Source organism: Gluconobacter sp. NFX36 (assembly GCF_049887835.1).
GTDB lineage: Bacteria > Pseudomonadota > Alphaproteobacteria > Acetobacterales > Acetobacteraceae > Gluconobacter > Gluconobacter japonicus_A.
On the sequence record NZ_JAGEKJ010000002.1, the window covers coordinates 1 to 15,873 of the forward strand.

24 protein-coding genes are annotated in these 15,873 nt (G+C 54.4%); 7 read left to right on the forward strand and 17 right to left on the reverse strand.

Annotated features, from left to right (window positions below; genetic code table 11):
* From J4P41_RS01815 to J4P41_RS01875, 13 genes are all read right to left on the reverse strand, one after another.
* Window positions 1–553 (reverse strand): HK97 family phage prohead protease (locus tag J4P41_RS01815; protein WP_426065908.1); only part of this gene is annotated, 553 nt, incomplete at its 3' end.
* Entirely contained in the window at window positions 546–1,868 is a 1,323-nt protein-coding gene (locus J4P41_RS01820) for a phage portal protein (RefSeq protein WP_426065909.1), read from the reverse strand. The genes J4P41_RS01820 and J4P41_RS01815, both read right to left, overlap by 8 nt.
* Entirely contained in the window at window positions 1,865–3,601 is a 1,737-nt protein-coding gene (locus tag J4P41_RS01825) for a terminase large subunit (protein ID WP_426065910.1), read from the reverse strand. Before J4P41_RS01825 ends, J4P41_RS01820 begins: the two co-directional genes overlap by 4 nt.
* A gap of 7 nt (window positions 3,602–3,608) precedes the next feature.
* The gene (locus J4P41_RS01830) at window positions 3,609–3,908 is read right to left on the reverse strand and encodes a hypothetical protein (RefSeq protein WP_426065911.1); all 300 of its coding nucleotides are present in this window, start codon (window positions 3,906–3,908) and stop codon (window positions 3,609–3,611) included.
* Between the two features lie 206 nt (window positions 3,909–4,114).
* Entirely contained in the window at window positions 4,115–4,432 is a 318-nt protein-coding gene (locus J4P41_RS01835; RefSeq protein ID WP_426065912.1) for an HNH endonuclease signature motif containing protein, read from the reverse strand.
* A 60-nt stretch (window positions 4,433–4,492) separates the two neighbouring features.
* Window positions 4,493–4,987 carry a DUF6362 family protein gene (locus J4P41_RS01840; protein ID WP_426065913.1) on the reverse strand — a complete coding sequence of 165 codons (495 nt, stop codon included), beginning with the start codon at window positions 4,985–4,987 and terminating at the stop codon, window positions 4,493–4,495.
* Window positions 4,984–5,925 carry a hypothetical protein gene (locus J4P41_RS01845; RefSeq protein ID WP_426065914.1) on the reverse strand — a complete coding sequence of 314 codons (942 nt, stop codon included), beginning with the start codon at window positions 5,923–5,925 and terminating at the stop codon, window positions 4,984–4,986. The genes J4P41_RS01840 and J4P41_RS01845 overlap by 4 nt, the downstream gene beginning before the upstream one ends.
* Window positions 5,926–5,974: 49 nt before the next feature.
* Window positions 5,975–6,256, reverse strand: coding sequence for a hypothetical protein (locus tag J4P41_RS01850; RefSeq protein WP_048843734.1), 282 nt, complete (start codon window positions 6,254–6,256; stop codon window positions 5,975–5,977).
* A complete protein-coding gene (locus tag J4P41_RS01855) occupies window positions 6,256–7,800 on the reverse strand; it encodes a DnaB-like helicase C-terminal domain-containing protein (protein ID WP_426065915.1) in 1,545 nt (514 codons plus the stop codon). The genes J4P41_RS01850 and J4P41_RS01855 overlap by 1 nt, the downstream gene beginning before the upstream one ends.
* Complete coding sequence (locus J4P41_RS01860; RefSeq protein WP_426065916.1) at window positions 7,797–8,234, reverse strand: hypothetical protein; 438 nt, start codon at window positions 8,232–8,234, stop codon at window positions 7,797–7,799. The genes J4P41_RS01855 and J4P41_RS01860 overlap by 4 nt, the downstream gene beginning before the upstream one ends.
* A complete protein-coding gene (locus J4P41_RS01865; protein ID WP_426065917.1) occupies window positions 8,227–8,460 on the reverse strand; it encodes a hypothetical protein in 234 nt (77 codons plus the stop codon). The genes J4P41_RS01860 and J4P41_RS01865 overlap by 8 nt, the downstream gene beginning before the upstream one ends.
* Window positions 8,460–8,903, reverse strand: a complete 444-nt coding sequence (locus J4P41_RS01870; RefSeq protein WP_426065918.1) for a hypothetical protein — start codon at window positions 8,901–8,903, stop codon at window positions 8,460–8,462. The genes J4P41_RS01865 and J4P41_RS01870 overlap by 1 nt, the downstream gene beginning before the upstream one ends.
* A 64-nt stretch (window positions 8,904–8,967) precedes the next feature.
* Window positions 8,968–9,189, reverse strand: coding sequence for a transcriptional regulator (locus J4P41_RS01875; protein ID WP_426065919.1), 222 nt, complete (start codon window positions 9,187–9,189; stop codon window positions 8,968–8,970).
* On the opposite strand from J4P41_RS01875, the gene J4P41_RS01880 reads away from it, so the two are divergent.
* Entirely contained in the window at window positions 9,167–9,595 is a 429-nt protein-coding gene (locus J4P41_RS01880) for a helix-turn-helix domain-containing protein (RefSeq protein ID WP_426065920.1), read from the forward strand. The genes J4P41_RS01875 and J4P41_RS01880 overlap by 23 nt on opposite strands.
* On the opposite strand, the gene J4P41_RS01885 is transcribed toward J4P41_RS01880, so the two are convergent.
* Window positions 9,561–10,298 (reverse strand): exonuclease domain-containing protein, encoded by a 738-nt coding sequence (locus tag J4P41_RS01885; RefSeq protein ID WP_426065921.1) that lies wholly within the window; start codon window positions 10,296–10,298, stop codon window positions 9,561–9,563. The genes J4P41_RS01880 and J4P41_RS01885 overlap by 35 nt on opposite strands.
* A gap of 206 nt (window positions 10,299–10,504) precedes the next feature.
* On the opposite strand from J4P41_RS01885, the gene J4P41_RS01890 reads away from it, so the two are divergent.
* From J4P41_RS01890 to J4P41_RS01915, 6 genes are read left to right on the forward strand one after another with little or no spacing between them, the layout of a single operon-like run.
* The gene (locus tag J4P41_RS01890; RefSeq protein ID WP_426065922.1) at window positions 10,505–10,918 is read left to right on the forward strand and encodes a hypothetical protein; all 414 of its coding nucleotides are present in this window, start codon (window positions 10,505–10,507) and stop codon (window positions 10,916–10,918) included.
* Window positions 10,915–11,124 (forward strand): helix-turn-helix transcriptional regulator, encoded by a 210-nt coding sequence (locus J4P41_RS01895; RefSeq protein WP_264649380.1) that lies wholly within the window; start codon window positions 10,915–10,917, stop codon window positions 11,122–11,124. Before J4P41_RS01890 ends, J4P41_RS01895 begins: the two co-directional genes overlap by 4 nt.
* On the forward strand, window positions 11,121–11,348 hold the full coding sequence (locus J4P41_RS01900; protein WP_426065923.1) for a hypothetical protein: 228 nt from the start codon (window positions 11,121–11,123) through the stop codon (window positions 11,346–11,348). The genes J4P41_RS01895 and J4P41_RS01900 overlap by 4 nt, the downstream gene beginning before the upstream one ends.
* Entirely contained in the window at window positions 11,345–12,031 is a 687-nt protein-coding gene (locus J4P41_RS01905) for a hypothetical protein (protein ID WP_426065924.1), read from the forward strand. Before J4P41_RS01900 ends, J4P41_RS01905 begins: the two co-directional genes overlap by 4 nt.
* Window positions 12,028–12,270 carry a hypothetical protein gene (locus J4P41_RS01910; protein WP_010504855.1) on the forward strand — a complete coding sequence of 81 codons (243 nt, stop codon included), beginning with the start codon at window positions 12,028–12,030 and terminating at the stop codon, window positions 12,268–12,270. Before J4P41_RS01905 ends, J4P41_RS01910 begins: the two co-directional genes overlap by 4 nt.
* The gene (locus J4P41_RS01915) at window positions 12,267–13,292 is read left to right on the forward strand and encodes a site-specific integrase (protein WP_426065925.1); all 1,026 of its coding nucleotides are present in this window, start codon (window positions 12,267–12,269) and stop codon (window positions 13,290–13,292) included. Before J4P41_RS01910 ends, J4P41_RS01915 begins: the two co-directional genes overlap by 4 nt.
* Before the next feature lie 7 nt (window positions 13,293–13,299).
* Here J4P41_RS01915 and J4P41_RS01920 read toward each other — a convergent pair whose 3' ends face one another.
* Genes J4P41_RS01920 through J4P41_RS01930 form a run of 3 tightly spaced genes read right to left on the reverse strand, consistent with a single transcriptional unit; the run spans window position 13,300 to window position 15,791 of the window.
* A complete protein-coding gene (locus J4P41_RS01920) occupies window positions 13,300–13,944 on the reverse strand; it encodes a hypothetical protein (protein ID WP_426065926.1) in 645 nt (214 codons plus the stop codon).
* A gap of 3 nt (window positions 13,945–13,947) precedes the next feature.
* Complete coding sequence (locus J4P41_RS01925; RefSeq protein WP_426065927.1) at window positions 13,948–14,280, reverse strand: hypothetical protein; 333 nt, start codon at window positions 14,278–14,280, stop codon at window positions 13,948–13,950.
* A complete protein-coding gene (locus tag J4P41_RS01930) occupies window positions 14,277–15,791 on the reverse strand; it encodes a hypothetical protein (protein WP_426065928.1) in 1,515 nt (504 codons plus the stop codon). The genes J4P41_RS01925 and J4P41_RS01930 overlap by 4 nt, the downstream gene beginning before the upstream one ends.
* Window positions 15,792–15,873 lie beyond the last annotated feature (82 nt).

Genomic DNA, 15,873 nt, shown 5'->3' on the forward strand with positions numbered 1-15,873 from the left:
TCGCCTTGTCTGGGGTCATGGCGGTTTTCAGCCCCCATCGTTCAAAGCGGCGCTTCATCTCTGTGACACGAGACGCGGCATTGGATGGGTCATCCACCAGGCTCACCTCATGAAGGTTGACCCGGTTGATCTGACGACTAGCCCCACTGCCCTGGGCAGCCTTGACAGCACCACCCTGAGGAACACTGAAACCAATGGACAGGCCACCAAGCGCGCCGTCTTTGACCAGGCCGTGCAGACGCTTGCCGTAATCCGTATCCATGCCGGAGAGCTTGCCCTTGAGGTGCAGGCCCTTGCTGTCTTCGGACGCATCGGTCCAGACGCCGGCAGGGAGACCGTCACCGCCGAACAGGCCGTGCATGACGTGCATGGCAATCGTCCGACCCTGCGCCTTGCGCTCGGCCAGTGTCTGGCTGAATGCGCCCGGCATGACGACATCGCCATGGGAATCAACGTTCCCAAAGACGCTGCCATACCCTTCGAATGTCCCCGGCTCACCCGAAGAGGCAAATTTGACCTCGAAGGGAGCGGCGAGGAAATCGCCATCAAACATCTGGATCTCCTATGATGCCGGACGAGGCCGGATCTGGTGACGGCTGACCGCCAGGAACAGGCTTTAGCGTTGGCTGAACGGCGTTCTTTCCAACATCGGCCAGCGGAATCATCTGCGCCTGAACTGTCAGCACATCGCCGCCTGCCATCGGGGCCATTTCTTCCTTTTCCCGAACCTCATTGGCCGTAAACCAGCCATTCTGCCGTCCGGCGATATAGAAGGCCGTTCTGCCCGCCGTATCGGCCCGCAGGAGCGCGTCCACATTGTGCTTGGCAAAGTAGGTCAGGCGATCAGCGGGACTGAGAAGGCACCGGGAAATGGCCTGTTCGATCCTGACAAGCCAGGGCATGAGGCCATATTGCAGGAACCACAGGTTCATCTGCTCAAGACCAGAGCCCCAGGCCGTCGATTTCTCCATACTGCCAATCATGACCGGCTGAACGCCGAACCACCGGCAGATGGTCTGGACATTGAAGGAACGGGTCTGGAGAAGCTGCGCATCTTCGGGATCAAGCCCAATGTTTTCAACACTCCATCCACCTTCAAGAAGTGGCGTTTTCCCGGCATTGATCGCCCCCGCGTAGTCTTGCAAAGACGCCTTTGCCATACGGCGTTGCTCATCGGTCAGATACGCAGGTGCCTTGATGTAGGTCTGGGTCAGCAGGCCGTTGCGGTAGGTTTTTCCGGCCGTTTCTTCAGCTGCCATTGCAGAACCAAGACTTTGCCGTCCTACGGTAATGGGTGACAGACCCAGCAAACCATCGAAGGAAAATCCTTTGATGTGAAAGATCTCGTCTTCCGTCAGCGTCAGATACTGTTGCTGCCAGGCGTAGGTGTAAATGAGGCCGCCAGTCTCTGGATCCCGCCTTACTGTCATGCGATCAGGCCGGAGCGGATTGAGGGCAATGACCGTTCTGTCACCACGTCTCACCACCTGGGCAAAGGCGTTTCCCCAAGCCAACAGACTGGCCACCATGCAACCCCAGAACTCGACACCCGTCATGTCTGCGTTTGGCCGATCATAGAGAATGGCAAACAGGGGATGCGATCTCGCCGTGCTGGACGTCTCTTCCGTTTCCCGCTCGTAAAGCTTGAGCGGAAGAGATGCGATGGTTTCCGACAGAAGTCTGATACAGGCCCAGACCGTGTCCAGCTGAATGGCGGTGTCCACCGTGACCAACTGTCCGGAATTGGTTGGACCGCCAGCCAGAAACGCGCCCAGCCGCAGATCCGTCAGGCTGACACCCGTGACAGACAGCGCCATGGCGTTTGCTGCCTTGGTCAGCAGACCGTTAAAGGCTGTTCGCAACTTCATGCGCTGAGCATTCCACCTTTCAGGAAGTCGTCCATGCGCCCGCCTTCTGGAGGGCTTGGATTTTTGGACATGAGTGTCACAGCGTTCAGAAGCGCCATGAGCGGATCGATTTTCAGATAACCGGCCGCCTGTTTCGTGATGATCTGGGCATTGCCGCGCGGCTCAATTTTCGCATTGCTGATGGCCCAGCCCATGATGGGACGATCCCCATGCAAAAGGCTGCCATCAGCAAGCTTGCGTTCAGCAGTCTTGATCGAGCCGGACAACGTCCAGCCCTGAGAAACACCTACGACACGCGGCGCTTCAATCTCACGAACTGCCAGGGCATCCACGATGGAGCCCACACCCATCGGATCGAGGCCGACCATGGCAAGCTTGCCGGACAGATCCACTGTTTCCAGCGCATCCGCCAGCTGCTCGATGTCATCCCCAGGCGTGCTGACGATGACGAGGTCTTTCTGGGCTTCGAAGTCCTTCAGCTGGGAGGCTTCACGCTTCCGGAGTTCAAGAATGCCTTCGAAGACCCAGTTCTTCCCCCAATGCAGCCACTGCTGGGTCACGCTGTCACGCCCAAGAACAGCGAGCGCCAGAAGGTCATCCAGACCGCCACCGTCGATACCGGCCACGATTACGTCTGATCTGTCGATCAGGGCATCGAGCGTCAGGTCCGGATCACCAGCGTTTTGCCAGAAGTCTGCGCCGACCCAGCGATCACTCCGAAGCGCCAGACCGATTTCCACATTCAGATGCTGCGATGCCCACCGGGCCAGCTCCTGAATGCCCTTTGAGCGGGCATTTTCATATTCTTCTTCAAGTCGCTTGACCGTAATGGAGCGCCCGGCATTGGGAAGGACCATTGGCCAGAGATCAACATCCTCCCAGGGCGCGCGCTCGCCCGGAAGCTTGGCGGGCTGCTGGATCCTTTCCGGAAGCTCATAGAGAACCGGCAGGATGCCGTTGCCGACCGGGATCAGCGTTCCGTCATCTGCTTCACGGTGCGACTTTCCATCCCGGATCGCCCGCGCCTGAAGGAGATCTTCCCGGAATACGCCACGCGGCGGCTTGTCACTTTGCGTGGTGATGATCGCCAGAAACGCTTCCGGCTGGCTGATCATGCCACCCCGGATCTGGCCCATGACGCTTTCCGCGTCCGACTTCAGGGCAATGATGTGCTCTTCATCGACCAGTACACCAGCAGGCTTCACGCCCGTCATGACGTCCGGACTGAAGGCCTTAACCCTCAGGGTTGCGCCAGTAGGCCGGAAGGTCAGGCACTTGATGTGATCCTGAATATGAAACCGACGCTGGAGCCCACGATCAGCACGGACCATGCCAGACGCCTGCTTGAAGGCAAGATCTGCAATATCTTTCGTCGGTGCGACAATCAGGAACTCGGCGTTCGGACGCTCATTAAGCATGACCGCCGCCATCATCAGGCCCGCACCGTTCGTTGTCTTCGAGTTCTTCTTGGGAACCAGAAGAAACAGCTCACGGATCCGACGCTCATTCGTGGCTGGATCCAGAGACCCGAGCAGGAGTGAGACAATATCCCTGAACCACTCTCCCGCAGCCTCACCGAAGGTCGGTTGGCCGATGACGTCCGGGATCCGGAGCTTGTCAAAGATCGTGACGGCCTTGGCGGCCAACTCAGGATTGAGTGGCTGAATGTCCGGAAGCAGCGACTGGCCAGCGCGGATCCGCTGCTCCCAGTCAGGCCTGCTCAGGTTCAGCATGGTGGTTTCAGTTCCTCATAGGCGCACTGGGCACAACACCAGCCCAGTCATCGCCGGCAGATGTCATGTCGCCAAAATCGCCCTGATCATCACGACGCGGAGCAGGCTTGGCATGGATGAAGGGACCGGCCTTGTCGGCTGCCATGGCACGCATTTCATACGGCGCATTAGGATCACGCAGGATGGCCAGCCAGAAATCGAGTGGCTTCAGAGTGCTGCTGTCAGCAATCTCTGGTCCTGCCCAATCCTCAGTGGTCTCCGTCTTCTTTTTCCGGCCAGCACCGGGACGTGCTCCACCGCGTGCCATAGTCCTTTCCCCTTTGATTTCTTTGATTGTTTTCAAACATGAGCAAAAAATCTGCGCGTGAGCCTGGCGCGGTTGCGCCGCCCAGGGGGCCTGAACTTTCGACCCGCCCCCACCCCTCGGAGGCACCGGCACCGGTCCCGACCTCGATTTCATACGAAAAACGGCGGTTTTCAGCCATTTTCAGAGGGTTTTTGATCCTCTCAGGATCAGTCTGGACGCATCCGGTTGCGGTCTGCCCTTGCCTTGGCCGTCTTCCTGCTGTGGCAGGAACCACAGAGCAGGACGATATTGGCTGGATCGAGGGCAGCGCCACCGTCCTTCAGCTCATGTCGATGATCACCGAAGATCCGGCAGTCTGATCGACTGCATTCCTGACAGATCCGACCACGCTCTTTCAGAAGCCGGTGCATCAGTTGGCGCCATGGCCTGGACAAATAAAAAGCCTCTGCCCGTTTCGGGAGAGGCTTGGCGATGCGGGTATCCACCGTCTGAAGGCTTGATCCAACGCACTTGAGACGTGGCATTTCGACCTCTCAAACAGGCATAAAAAAAGACGTGAACCCTTTCGGATGCACGCCTCGCAATCATGACGTTGAAAATTGCGCATTTTGGTCCAAACGGTCAACCGGAATTTGTCCGGTTCGTATTTTTTCTGCAATCAGGCAGCAGGCCGTCAGGTATCGGCTATGCGCCGTATTGCGTGATATCCCTAGTTTTCCAGCGATTTTCTCCCATGACAGCAGGCGTTTTCCAGAAATCGGATGGACGCGCATGTGAAGCTGCACCACCTTTCGTATCTCCCGATTCGCATTTCCCTCACCGAGGAAGGTGAGCCAGGAGAACACAAGGTCCATGCGGGACACGTCGTCAGGCGTCGGACGTGGTGGAAGGATATCACTCTCACGCCCCCATTCCAGGTCCTCTTCATCCGGCACGATGTCCGGCCAGAAGCCACGCGCTCCAGACGGCCGCAAGCCGTGAGCGGGCAGGGCGGCCAGTGTGAGCGCAGCCTCATCCAGCCATTCAGAAACCTGCTTCGGAACGTCACGCGTCAGATCCATGCGATGCCGACGCTTCATGCCGCCACCTGCGTCACAAAGTCAGACAGCTCCGGACGACGAAGGTTCATTTCACCGCAGGCACGGCGCTGATTGTAGTCTGCCATCGCCTCTTCCCAGGCACGTTCGCCCTTGAGCTGATCCAGCGTCTTTGGTGCTTCAGGGACATCACCCCGAGCGATTGCCTGCGTCACAGCCTTGTGGAAGTAGCCGAAGCTGATGCCGTTACCCTTGGCCCGTTCACGCGCCGAAACCTCACGGACCACGAACAGGATCAGGCGTTCGATCTCGTCTTCCGTCAGCCCCTTGGCCAGACCATCTGCGCACCACTGACGAGCCAGCCCGTAATTTCCCATGTCTCGCGCCGGATCGAGGTCCGCAGCGTCATAGGCCTTTTTGCCAATGCGATTGAATGCTGCATCAAGCCTAAGCTTATCTTCTGAAGAAGATAGAGAGCTAAGCTTAGCTTTCGCGGGCGCACGCGTAAGGGGGGTTTTGGCTAGGTTTTCGCGTGTCACGTCTTTGCCTCCGGAAATGGGTAAAACGATATTGCCCTGACGCTGGTCAGCTACGACGCCAGAAAGCGGAGTTTTGCGCGGTCTTCCGCCCTTTCTGCCATTCGCACGGGACGCTTCAGCGCGGCGTGACGGCTTCAGTTCTGCTGGCAGGCCGATCACACCCGTCCTGGCATCCCAGGTTATCAGTTGGGTTTCCGCGTAGGTTTTGAGGTAGGTTTCAATCAGGTTTTCGTCGCAGAAAAGCCGCGTGCGAGCGAGCGCAGACAGCGTGCCTGGGAAAGACACGTTGAGGACACCGTCCGACGTATTGGTGATCAGATGCATGACGAGCTGTGCCCAGACTTGAACCATTACGGCACCAAGAGCCTGAAGCGTCAGATTGTCCCGCTGCATCAGAAAGGCGTCTGAAAGCTGCGTGCGTTGCGTTGCGCTGACTGTCACGTCAGAAACTCCTGTACCCGCATCGAGGGCGGGATAAAAAACCTAGAACTCAGTAGGATTTGAGACGGAAACCAGAGCCCACAGGCTCCATCACGTCGCACTGGACCAACTCACCAACGGCGGATCGGACGACGTCCTGATCGGTGGCGAGATAGCGGGCGTAGTCCTCGACAGACACACCCGTGCGACCAGGTGCACGAACAGCAGGGACGACATCCCCGACATCCGTGCAGCCCAGCCACAAGGCGCGCGCCGCCAGCGACAGGAGCGGCCAGCGACGATCTGACATGACCGACCGCGCGTGCTTTCCGGGACGCTGACGGCTGCTCATCAGGCTGCTGCCAGTTCGCGGCCCCAGGCAGGGCTACGCGGATCTTCACCAGCATCACGGAACCAGGTCGTCTCATCATCAAACAGCATCCGGCAACGGCCTTCAGGTCCATGCCGGTTTTTGACGACGAGCACGTCACCTTTGCCACGCGCCTTGTCGAGACGATCATTGAACTCCTGGCAACGCAGACTGAACTGCTCTGCCGTCTCACGGTCGCGCCGTGTCAGCTCGCCTGACGACGCCTCTTTCTTGAGATAGTAATGCTCACGGTGGATCAGAGCGATAACGTCGGCATCCTGCTCCAGGGCGCCAGTGTCTCGCAGATCAGACATCTGCGGACGCTTGTTCTCCCGCTTTTCCGACTCACGGTTCAACTGCGCCAGGACAATGACCGGAACGTCCAGCTCTTTAGCCAGAACCTTCAGCTCATTGCTGATTTCCGTCATTTCCTCATAGCGCATGCGACCACGGACGCGCGGCGATCCACGCATCAGCTGGACGTAATCCAGAACGATTGCGTCCAGACCTTTTTTGGACCGCTTCATGCGCCTCGCACGAGACCGCAGCATGGCGACTGACAGACCGCCGCGCGTGTCCGTTTCCAGGGAGAGGTGGAACGCTTCGTCACAAGCCTTGTTGAGCGCCATCCACTGCCAGTCTTCCAGCGGCGGCTGCTCACCCGTCATGGCTTCTTCCGGCACATCCCAACGGCGCCCTGAAAACACAGACCGCAGGTTCAGACCACTTCTGGCAGCGCCGCCACGGGCACCCAGCTGATCGGCCGTCATTTCGCCAGACCAGAACAGAACGCGGGCACCATGGGACGCGATCCGTAAACCAACGCCCAAACCAAGCGATGTCTTGCCCATGGCAGGACGCGCCCCAAGCACATACATATTGCCGCCGACCAGCCCGTTCGTGAGACGGTCAAGCGACTTATACCCCCAGGACAGACCAGCCAGTGCAGATCCACGCGCCACGGCTTCACGGGCTTTCGTTACCGAAGTGCAGATTGCCTCATGAAACGTGACGTTCGGCTGCGTTTCCGTGCTGCCAGAAGCCAGATGCATCAGGGCAGCTTCATGACCCTCCAGGATCTCTTCTGCCTTCTGGTCTTCCGGCTTGCAGCAGGCATCAGACGTCTGCTGGCAGAGCGCCATCAGATCACGGCGCATTGCTGTTTCGCGGATCTCCCGCGCATAGTCGTAGGCCGCGCGATCACTGACATAGGCCGTTGCGAGCTTGGCAATATAGACCTTGGGATCGACGTCACCCCAGAGATCCAGATCTGGGTGCTCGAAATGACGGATGATCGTGAAGGGATCGACGGTGCGTCCTTCATTGTAGATCATCAGCGCCTTTTCATAGATCACGCCATTCAGGCGGTCATAGAAATGCTCTGGACGCAGGATCTCTTCCACAGCTTCCAAGGTTTTCTTGGAATGCATGAGAACAGAGCCCAAAAGGGCATGCTCGCACGGCATATTATGCGGGACAGAGCGCATCGCACCGCCGAACAGGCCGGGATTGAAGGCATCACTCACGCTGCGACACTCCGGACAGTCCTTCTGCGGTACCGCGTCAGGCGCGAATAGCCGACGGCCGCGACAAGGGCATCGGACGCACGACGGCTGTCATTCAGATAATTGGAAACACTGCTGATCGGCAGTTTATGACGGGAACAGAAGGCCGTCAGAGATCCGGCATCGCGGATCTGTTTTTTCACTTCTGTAAAAAAATCCATTCCGTTGATCAGCGGCGCATGGATGCCACCACGCAGACGGCGATAGCGCACCAGGCGATCAAAGCCCGCGCCAGCCAGAAATTCCGGTGATGGATTACGCTCAGAATGCAGAACCGCAGAAACGGTCGTATGAGCCACACCGATTTTCGCAGCGTATCGGCTCTGATTGCCAGAAGCGGCAATATCTTTTTTCAATTCTGTAAAAAACTGGAAGGGATCGAGCAGGTCAGACACGGGCGATCTCCAGTCCGGCACCGACCGGCAGGGCGCGCCGTGAAGCGCTACGGAGTACCGTTGTGCGACCAACCGGACGCGACAGACCAATCCGGCCGATCATCGCGTGAGTGCTGCCGACCGAGATGCCGACATGTCGGGCAATTTCACGGACGCTGGATCCGTCTGCGTGCATGCGGCGCACGGCCGGTTCGATCCGGGCGTTATCCAAAGCAGGGCGGCCCATTACTTCAGCCCTCCTTTTGCGTGTCCCTGGACGACCTGGAGCGCATGCGTCACGACGCGTTGCAGGTCGATCAGATCCGCGATCAGGTCATGCGCCTCATCAACCGTCACAATACCGTCTGCCAGTACGCGAACCGTCGTCGCCATGGTCGAACCAGACTTTGTGGCGACGCTTTCCATGATTTCGGCAACGTCGCCCGTTCCAAGATGGATCGGGGCGATGGAATATCCTTCCGCCTGCGCCATAGCGGACAGGATCAGCGGCGCTTGCGCAAACTCATCTAAGACGATCGCAACGTCCACCGGCACAACGGCCGGATAATTGCGGCTCTGGTATTCGGAAAGCTGCGAACGGCCCACGCGCGTCACAGATGCCGCAGCATCAAGGCTACCGACTTCACGGATTGCCGCCTGCGTGGCTGTCTTGATTGCTAGAACGCTCATCTCCGGACACCATCCGGATGACAGGCGCACGAGCGCGATTTACGGATTACGGCATGGACGATTTTCATGCTGCTTTCTCCGGATTTTTGAGAAAAATATCTGGTCTTAGTATTGATCTATCGAGGCCTGTGATGCGCTCGACTGCTAGGACGCGCTGGACAGGAATTGATCCTCTTTTACGCCAGCCGCATACACTCGCGGGTGCAATACCGATTTCTCTGGCAAGACGTGAAATCCCGCCTGCTTGGCTGATTGCATGATCAATGACACTTTCCATGCTAAACATTAGCCACAAGCTAATTATTAAATCAAGCCAAACATTAGCTTCGAGCGAATATGAAAATTGGAGAATATGGCAAGAAAGACATATGAGCCTTGCAAACCGTTTGAGAACATTGCGTGAACATGCAACATTGAGTCAAGCAGATGTTGCTGCTGCCCTTGATGTGTCGATTCCAACCGTAAGCGAATGGGAGAAGGGCAAGAAAAAACCAGCCCGCGCAAGGATTCCGGCTTTGGCTCGCCTATACGATGTTTCCACTGATTTTCTATTAAATGGTATTGATCTTCGCCGCTCAGATATGAATGAAACGGAAGAAGAAAAGTCACTTGTTTTGCTATATCGTGAGGCAGATCCTCAAGTAAAAATTTCTGTACTTACTCTTCTTCGGGCGGCGTCTGATAAAAGGTAGCCAATTTTTTCTTGTTATCCCGTCTAGGTAAAGTATTCGGACGCGTAGGGAATGGTCTTAAATTTGAAAATTTAGGCCAACTTTGAGGATCTGATTGAACAGCTCCTATACCCAGCCAGTGCCACCATAGCCCCATACACATTAGCGCATCTTCTACTGCTAGGTGTTGGGAAGACTGTCTCTGCATTCCAATGCGACTTATGCACGCTGAAAGGTTTGCTGGACGCCACCCCTGCTGCTGCGCCTCTACCATCGTGCAAAAAACTGGCTTCTGCGGCATGGGTTGTCCCCATCGCTCAAATTCACGTTCTAGAAAAGATATGTCGAAATTTGCATTATGAGCTACGAGACAGTCCCCACTTTCTAGCATCTCGGAAATTTCTGATATGTGCTGCCCAAAGACATCCTGGTGTCTGAGCATCCAATCATCCAATTGATGAACCTTTTCTGCCATTGGATGAGATTTTTTTAGAGGATCGAATACAAGATTCATGACCTCAACTGTTGGTTTTTCATCATTAAGCAAACATCTGACTATAGATAAACTTACGATTCTATCGTCGGAATGAAGCCCGGTTGTTTCGATATCTAAAAAAATAGGGCACTTGAAAAACTTGAGTGTTTTTGAGGTATTTTTTACCTGAAGATGTTGAGTATTATTTTCTTCGGGTGGCAAGGTCGCTTCAATGGGTGATGACGCCATTATGTGAGAGCTATCTTTGTGGCCAGCAGATAGCCCACCCCTAATTCTCTTCCACCATCTCACAAACTTAACCTCAGCATTATCACAGTCGTCATCGTAACATAAAATTACGTTGGAAAATTAGCCCCAAGCTAAATAATCCTTTGACATTGAAATTAGCCCAAAGCTAATTATCTCTCTATCGCCCCATGCGACGGAGAGAACACATGTCGTCCAGACACCCACTCCTGCAGCACACACGGACCCAGAGCGGCTTTGATCGCTTCCTGCAGGACAACATTGAACCAGACGTTCACGATCAGGCGCGGAGCCTACAGGATCGTCTGACCGGAACGCGCAATCTTGCGGCCCGTAACGCCAGACTTGGCGACGAGCGCATGGCCCAGATCTGGGAGCGCTGCGCCGAAGACTTTGCCGCTGGCTTGTCCCGTCTTCTGACGTTGAACCTGCTTCCTGAAAGCGTTCCTGATTTCCCGGAGCCTGTTGAACGGGATTGTCGTCCAGTGACGGTTACCCCGATCATCGAGATTGATGCCGCGCGCCTAGCTGCTCATTGCTGGAAGCAGGTTCAGGATCTGCGCGACATCACCATGGGCGCACCTCTCCGGAGGCACTCATGAGCGAGAATATGTCGAACCTCATCAACGAGATCGAGGCAGCAAAAATCCTGAATCTCAGTCGTAGAACTCTTCAGACCATGAGGCAGGAAGGAACAGGGCCGGCCTTTATCAAATTAAGTGAACGCAGGCTTGCTTACGAGAAATCTGAAATTGAGAGATGGATCAGCTCTCGCCGCGTCACTTGCACAAAGGAAAATGCGGGATGACCAAAGCAACGAAACCCCGTTTCGGGATCTGCGATGCCAAGGGCGTCATAGTCAGCCGCTTCCACTCGCAATTCATGGCAAGCAAGCATGCATTGTCTTGGGCTGCGCAGAAAGGTTCGTCCGTCGCCATCAAGCAACGTGGAACCATCATCGCCTGGGCACGTCCGCTCGGACCCGGTGAAGCACGCCTGGACGAAGGCCACACACCGGAGTTGGCGTTATGAAAGGCATTCATGTCGAAGGCCGCGCCTTGGCTTTCGTCTCCTACGGCGTCGATCGCAGGTGCGTGCGTGAAAATTTGCGCGGCATCCGCGTGGAATATCACGGCGGTCGTGCCGTCTGCGTCGCCACTGATGGCGCGATGATGCTCTATGCCCGGTCCAGCTTCCTGTGTGATCCGGCCTTTGAGGCCTTCACACTGGACTGGTCGAAAACTGCACGACTGATTCATATTTGCCGGGAATGGGATGTCCGATCAGTTTCGTTTGAGGCTGATCCGGCGATGGATCGCGCACCTGGTACGCGTTGGTTTGTCTGGGAAGCGATCGACCGTACCAGCACATCCATGGAGCGGGGCTTTGTTTCTGCCCTCCCAGCTGAACGTGCGTTTCCAAACTGGCGAGACGTATTGGCAGAAAAGGCACGCGCCGAAGTCATTCCATGGCTGGAAATTCCAACAAAGCAGCTCGCCAGAGTCTCACATGCCGTTCGTTCATATACGAAAGAAGGCAACTTCCCCGTTCGTCTGACCGCCCAGCCAGCCGGTCTTCCGGCAGTCCTGGAGATACCACTTTGCCCAGATGCGGGCGGCGTCATCATGCCTAATCGGGGACGCGATCCGGGCTCTGAACATTCATACGTCATTCCGGAATGGGCCATGCCAGCTGTTGGGGATGCTTCTGTATGAGTGGCCGTATTGTTCAGATGGCGCCTAAGGTGCTGGATATTGGGGATGCTGCGTCCTATCTGGCCATGTCCGAGGGGACATTCAGGACGCATGTCCTTCCGCATGTTCGGCAGATAAATCTCTCAGCGCGGCGGAGAGGCTATCTGGTGTCTGATTTGGATCGCTGGATTGATCGGCAAGCGGGTGGGACAGGGGAACTCGCTCCTGCTTCCGCTAACCCTTGGGATGCGATGATTTGACGACGCTGCGGTTGCCTTACATTCAGCGTTTCAAGGATCGGCACGGGAAGGTTCGGTATTACTTTCGCAAGAAGGGGCAGAAGAGCATTCCGTTGCCAGATCTGCGCGACCCGGATTTCATCGCTGCGTATCAGGCTGCTGTCTCCGGTGCAGAGCCGCGAGGTCTGGACGCTGCGAAGGTTACCCGGACGGGAAGCCTGAGGGATGTGATCGAGTCCTGGTACGACACGGCGCACTTCAAGACGCTGGAAGAGAGTACCAAGGCTGTGTATCGGCGCTTACTGGAGCGAATGCGCGGCGCGGATTATGCGGCGAACCCGGTGCTGCTGATGGAAAGCCGGCATGTCCGAATGATTATGGCGCGGCATAATGACTCGCCCACGACGGCCAATCGAATGTTGCGGCTGCTCTCAATGTTGATGGAGCACGCCATTCATATGGGGTGGGCTGAGAATAACCCGACGGCGGGCGTTCCGCGCATGAAGATCAAGAGTGATGGCATCCATTCCTGGACGGATGATGAGATTGCTCGATATGAGGCGCGCTGGCCAAGTGGCACGAGAGAGCGTCTAGCATTGGCTCTTCTGCTTTACACGGGGCAGCGCCGCAGTGATGTTGTGAAGATGGGGCCGCGCTCACTGACGGGTCATGGCATTCATGTCCGGCAGCAGAAGACAGGCACTGAGTTGGTCATTCCCATTCATGAGCAGTTACGGGTCGAACTAGACCAGTGGCAGCCGAATGGGGCAGGGAGGTTTCTGGCGACTGAGAAAGGTCGCCCGATGTCCGTGAACAACTTCTACAATCAGTTCATCGACTGGTGCCGTGAGGCAGGGCTTCCGGCTGGATGCAGTCCACACGGTCTGCGCAAAGCTGCGGCCCGAAGGCTGGCAGAAGCTGGCTGCACAACGCACCAGATCGCCGCCATTACAGGGCACCGGAGTTTGGCTGAAGTGGCGCGCTATACGCGGGCTGCTGAGCAGGTGGAGTTGGCACGTTCGGCGATGTCAAGACTTACCTAGGAAGTAATCATTTTTGTTTTAAAATAATCCCAAAAAACGTGAAAAAGTATTCACTTTGAATATTTTCTCTTGTATTCTGGATGGCCTCTTTAATTTCCGACGAGCAACTATTGATTTTATAGGTAAATTCTCGATTCATTATTTCGAATTTATCGATAGAAATTTCTTCTTCTTTGCTCATGGCGTCGGTTACATGATACAAAGAGTCTAGATCATCTTCATATTTATCCCATGCCTTGCCCGCGGCTGGCATTCGACAGGCCATGGCGCGCTGGAGGGCGCCCGCCAAACGAAATCTAACAGGGTCAAGAGTATTACTTTGGTAATCTTTGGCGAATTTCACACGCTCAGAAATTTTTTCAGGTAAAGAGGCAGCTTTGAATTGCTTAAAGCCGTTTGAAAATTCTACTCCAGCATCTTCTAGTTGCTGCAGAGCAGATGCAAGTGGAGCTGAGATTCTGGTATCAAAATCACTTAATTTCGGACCAATTTTTTGGTCTCTCTTATCTTTCGCATGTGCCCTGAGAAGGGTTGCAACAGAGATTAGCAGTCCAGCCGCAGCAATGAGAGCTGCGGGAGCATACCAACCGGCGCCCCAGCTCGGCTGCACAATTGCCACGGCAGTCTGAAGGTCACTAGCAGGAACCGGCATTGCTCAATGGACGCTCGGCGGCGCTGCGCGAGACATCAAACACCGACTGATAGCATGCGAAACCTGCTTCATTATGGAAGCATCAGCTTCGAAGCGATAGTGATCTAGAAAGCTATCCGCGGAACCTTGTCGTAAGACACTCTGTGAGAAAAGGCCGAGAAAATAGGACGACGAGATCGCATAGATATAGTCGGGCACTTTAACTGTCACTGGGGAGGCGCAGGTGTCGAGTTGATCTAGTTTATAGAAAGCGCGCGCATCTTCCCCTCTTTCTTTTCCAGAGAGATTTCTGATTTGCCCGTTTTTGGTCGCAAGACCTAAATCAATCACTGTCATACTCCTCCCTCCTCATGCGAAAGCGAATCAGAGTTGGGACTAATGTAAAACCGAATAGCCACTGCCGTTCCAGGAAAATGAACCGGCAAGGATTTTACATAATCTGCGTCTGGGGCTTCGGCAATGTTGTTAGTCTCATTAAACCAGATTTGGCGGTGAAAGTTTTTTTGAGCTTGGTCCAAGGTAAGGTCAAAATGCGGCTGCCTTATGTTCAAGCATGTTGAACCGGAAAGCAGAGTGATGGACGGCGGCGCGTCATGGATTCCTAATTTCCCCAATGCCCCGACAAACTGAACCATGTCCATCATGCCAACTCCCCCTCGACTTTGTTCTCCTAGGTCGTCTTGTTTTAATCTTGATACCCCATCTTGAAGAGCATAAACGGTAGCGAGGCATTCGCGAGAAATTTTTTTATCGCGAGAATGTTTCATTATATAGCCGTTCATACTATTCAAAATATTATCATCTTCGCATTTGGATATACTTTCATGTATTGTTGCTCCTAAGCTTACCATTGATAATGAGCAAAAAAACTTAACTTTATTACTGTCTTTTTTCTCTTTTACTGCAGTTAAAAAAGCTGCGATGGCCCAATCGCCATCTTTGTTTATGAGGTCACTATGCCGCTCAGCGTTATTTAGTACTTCACCAACAATTGAGCTTAAATAGCCCTTTCCGTCTTTGTTCAATTTCTTCTGAACCATGCCTTCTAGCCAATGATCGACAGTATCAATTAGGTCGTCCGTCAAGCCTTCACGCTGAGATGGCTCAGTTGCTGTATTTTGGGATGTGGATGTTCCAGGTGCTCGCCGGTACCTGACGCGAAACGCATGGAAAGTCGGTTCCTCTTGTTTTCTTTGAATGTGGCCTATGGATAGGAAGTCAGCCAGACCTACCGCGTCCACCATTCCTGTGATGGCTGGAGTAATTTGGCCACCAAGGACGATTGGAGGAATATCTTGGCGCATAAGGCCTAGTATTAGATAGGGTGATATGTCTGAGCAGTAAGTATCAAGGAAATTTATTTTAAATCCCAAATATTTGGACTCTGCCATTGCTATTTCTTGCAGAGATTTAATGGTGTTAATCTGATTATCGAGAAGCGAAAATCCACTCAGATTTATCTCGATTTCTTTACGGCTTCTTTTGGTGATAGTTTTCCACTCTTTATCCCGATTTGGATAGAATGAAGAGAGTAATAAAGATTTTTTCTTTCTAATTGATAGTATTCGTGATGGTAATGGTGCGTGTCTCTTTTTCTTTTCTATTTTTCCTAGAGAAAAAATAATCTTTTTAGCGAATTTCTTACGGCGTTGCCTTTCGATTCTGGAGATTCCTGTCTGGTAGCAGTTTATCCTTTTTCTCACAGCCTTTTTAATATTTCGCCATTCCTGATCCGAAATAAGAATTGATAATCTTTTCTCATTTGAGAGTGAAGGATTAGAGATAGAGTGGCTTTTTCTGTTTGAAGAAAACACTCTATTAAGCGCTGTTCGTAGGATTGGAGGCATTTAGGAAGAGACGTCCTGTCAGAGCGAAGTCTCTCTGATCTAAACCTTTAGAGGGGGTCGGGACAATGGGGGGCTCGATTTA

Coding starts and splice junctions, on each gene's coding strand:
- J4P41_RS01820 (WP_426065909.1), bottom strand. CDS start 1,868: ATGAAGTTGCGAACAGCCTTTAACGGTCTGCTGACCAAGGCAGCAAAC.
- J4P41_RS01825 (WP_426065910.1), bottom strand. CDS start 3,601: ATGCTGAACCTGAGCAGGCCTGACTGGGAGCAGCGGATCCGCGCTGGC.
- J4P41_RS01830 (WP_426065911.1), bottom strand. CDS start 3,908: ATGGCACGCGGTGGAGCACGTCCCGGTGCTGGCCGGAAAAAGAAGACG.
- J4P41_RS01835 (WP_426065912.1), bottom strand. CDS start 4,432: ATGCCACGTCTCAAGTGCGTTGGATCAAGCCTTCAGACGGTGGATACC.
- J4P41_RS01840 (WP_426065913.1), bottom strand. CDS start 4,987: ATGAAGCGTCGGCATCGCATGGATCTGACGCGTGACGTTCCGAAGCAG.
- J4P41_RS01850 (WP_048843734.1), bottom strand. CDS start 6,256: ATGAGCAGCCGTCAGCGTCCCGGAAAGCACGCGCGGTCGGTCATGTCA.
- J4P41_RS01865 (WP_426065917.1), bottom strand. CDS start 8,460: ATGGGCCGCCCTGCTTTGGATAACGCCCGGATCGAACCGGCCGTGCGC.
- J4P41_RS01870 (WP_426065918.1), bottom strand. CDS start 8,903: ATGAGCGTTCTAGCAATCAAGACAGCCACGCAGGCGGCAATCCGTGAA.
- J4P41_RS01880 (WP_426065920.1), top strand. CDS start 9,167: ATGACACTTTCCATGCTAAACATTAGCCACAAGCTAATTATTAAATCA.
- J4P41_RS01875 (WP_426065919.1), bottom strand. CDS start 9,189: ATGTTTAGCATGGAAAGTGTCATTGATCATGCAATCAGCCAAGCAGGC.
- J4P41_RS01885 (WP_426065921.1), bottom strand. CDS start 10,298: ATGGCGTCATCACCCATTGAAGCGACCTTGCCACCCGAAGAAAATAAT.
- J4P41_RS01890 (WP_426065922.1), top strand. CDS start 10,505: ATGTCGTCCAGACACCCACTCCTGCAGCACACACGGACCCAGAGCGGC.
- J4P41_RS01895 (WP_264649380.1), top strand. CDS start 10,915: ATGAGCGAGAATATGTCGAACCTCATCAACGAGATCGAGGCAGCAAAA.
- J4P41_RS01900 (WP_426065923.1), top strand. CDS start 11,121: ATGACCAAAGCAACGAAACCCCGTTTCGGGATCTGCGATGCCAAGGGC.
- J4P41_RS01905 (WP_426065924.1), top strand. CDS start 11,345: ATGAAAGGCATTCATGTCGAAGGCCGCGCCTTGGCTTTCGTCTCCTAC.
- J4P41_RS01910 (WP_010504855.1), top strand. CDS start 12,028: ATGAGTGGCCGTATTGTTCAGATGGCGCCTAAGGTGCTGGATATTGGG.
- J4P41_RS01920 (WP_426065926.1), bottom strand. CDS start 13,944: ATGCCGGTTCCTGCTAGTGACCTTCAGACTGCCGTGGCAATTGTGCAG.
- J4P41_RS01925 (WP_426065927.1), bottom strand. CDS start 14,280: ATGACAGTGATTGATTTAGGTCTTGCGACCAAAAACGGGCAAATCAGA.
- J4P41_RS01930 (WP_426065928.1), bottom strand. CDS start 15,791: ATGCCTCCAATCCTACGAACAGCGCTTAATAGAGTGTTTTCTTCAAAC.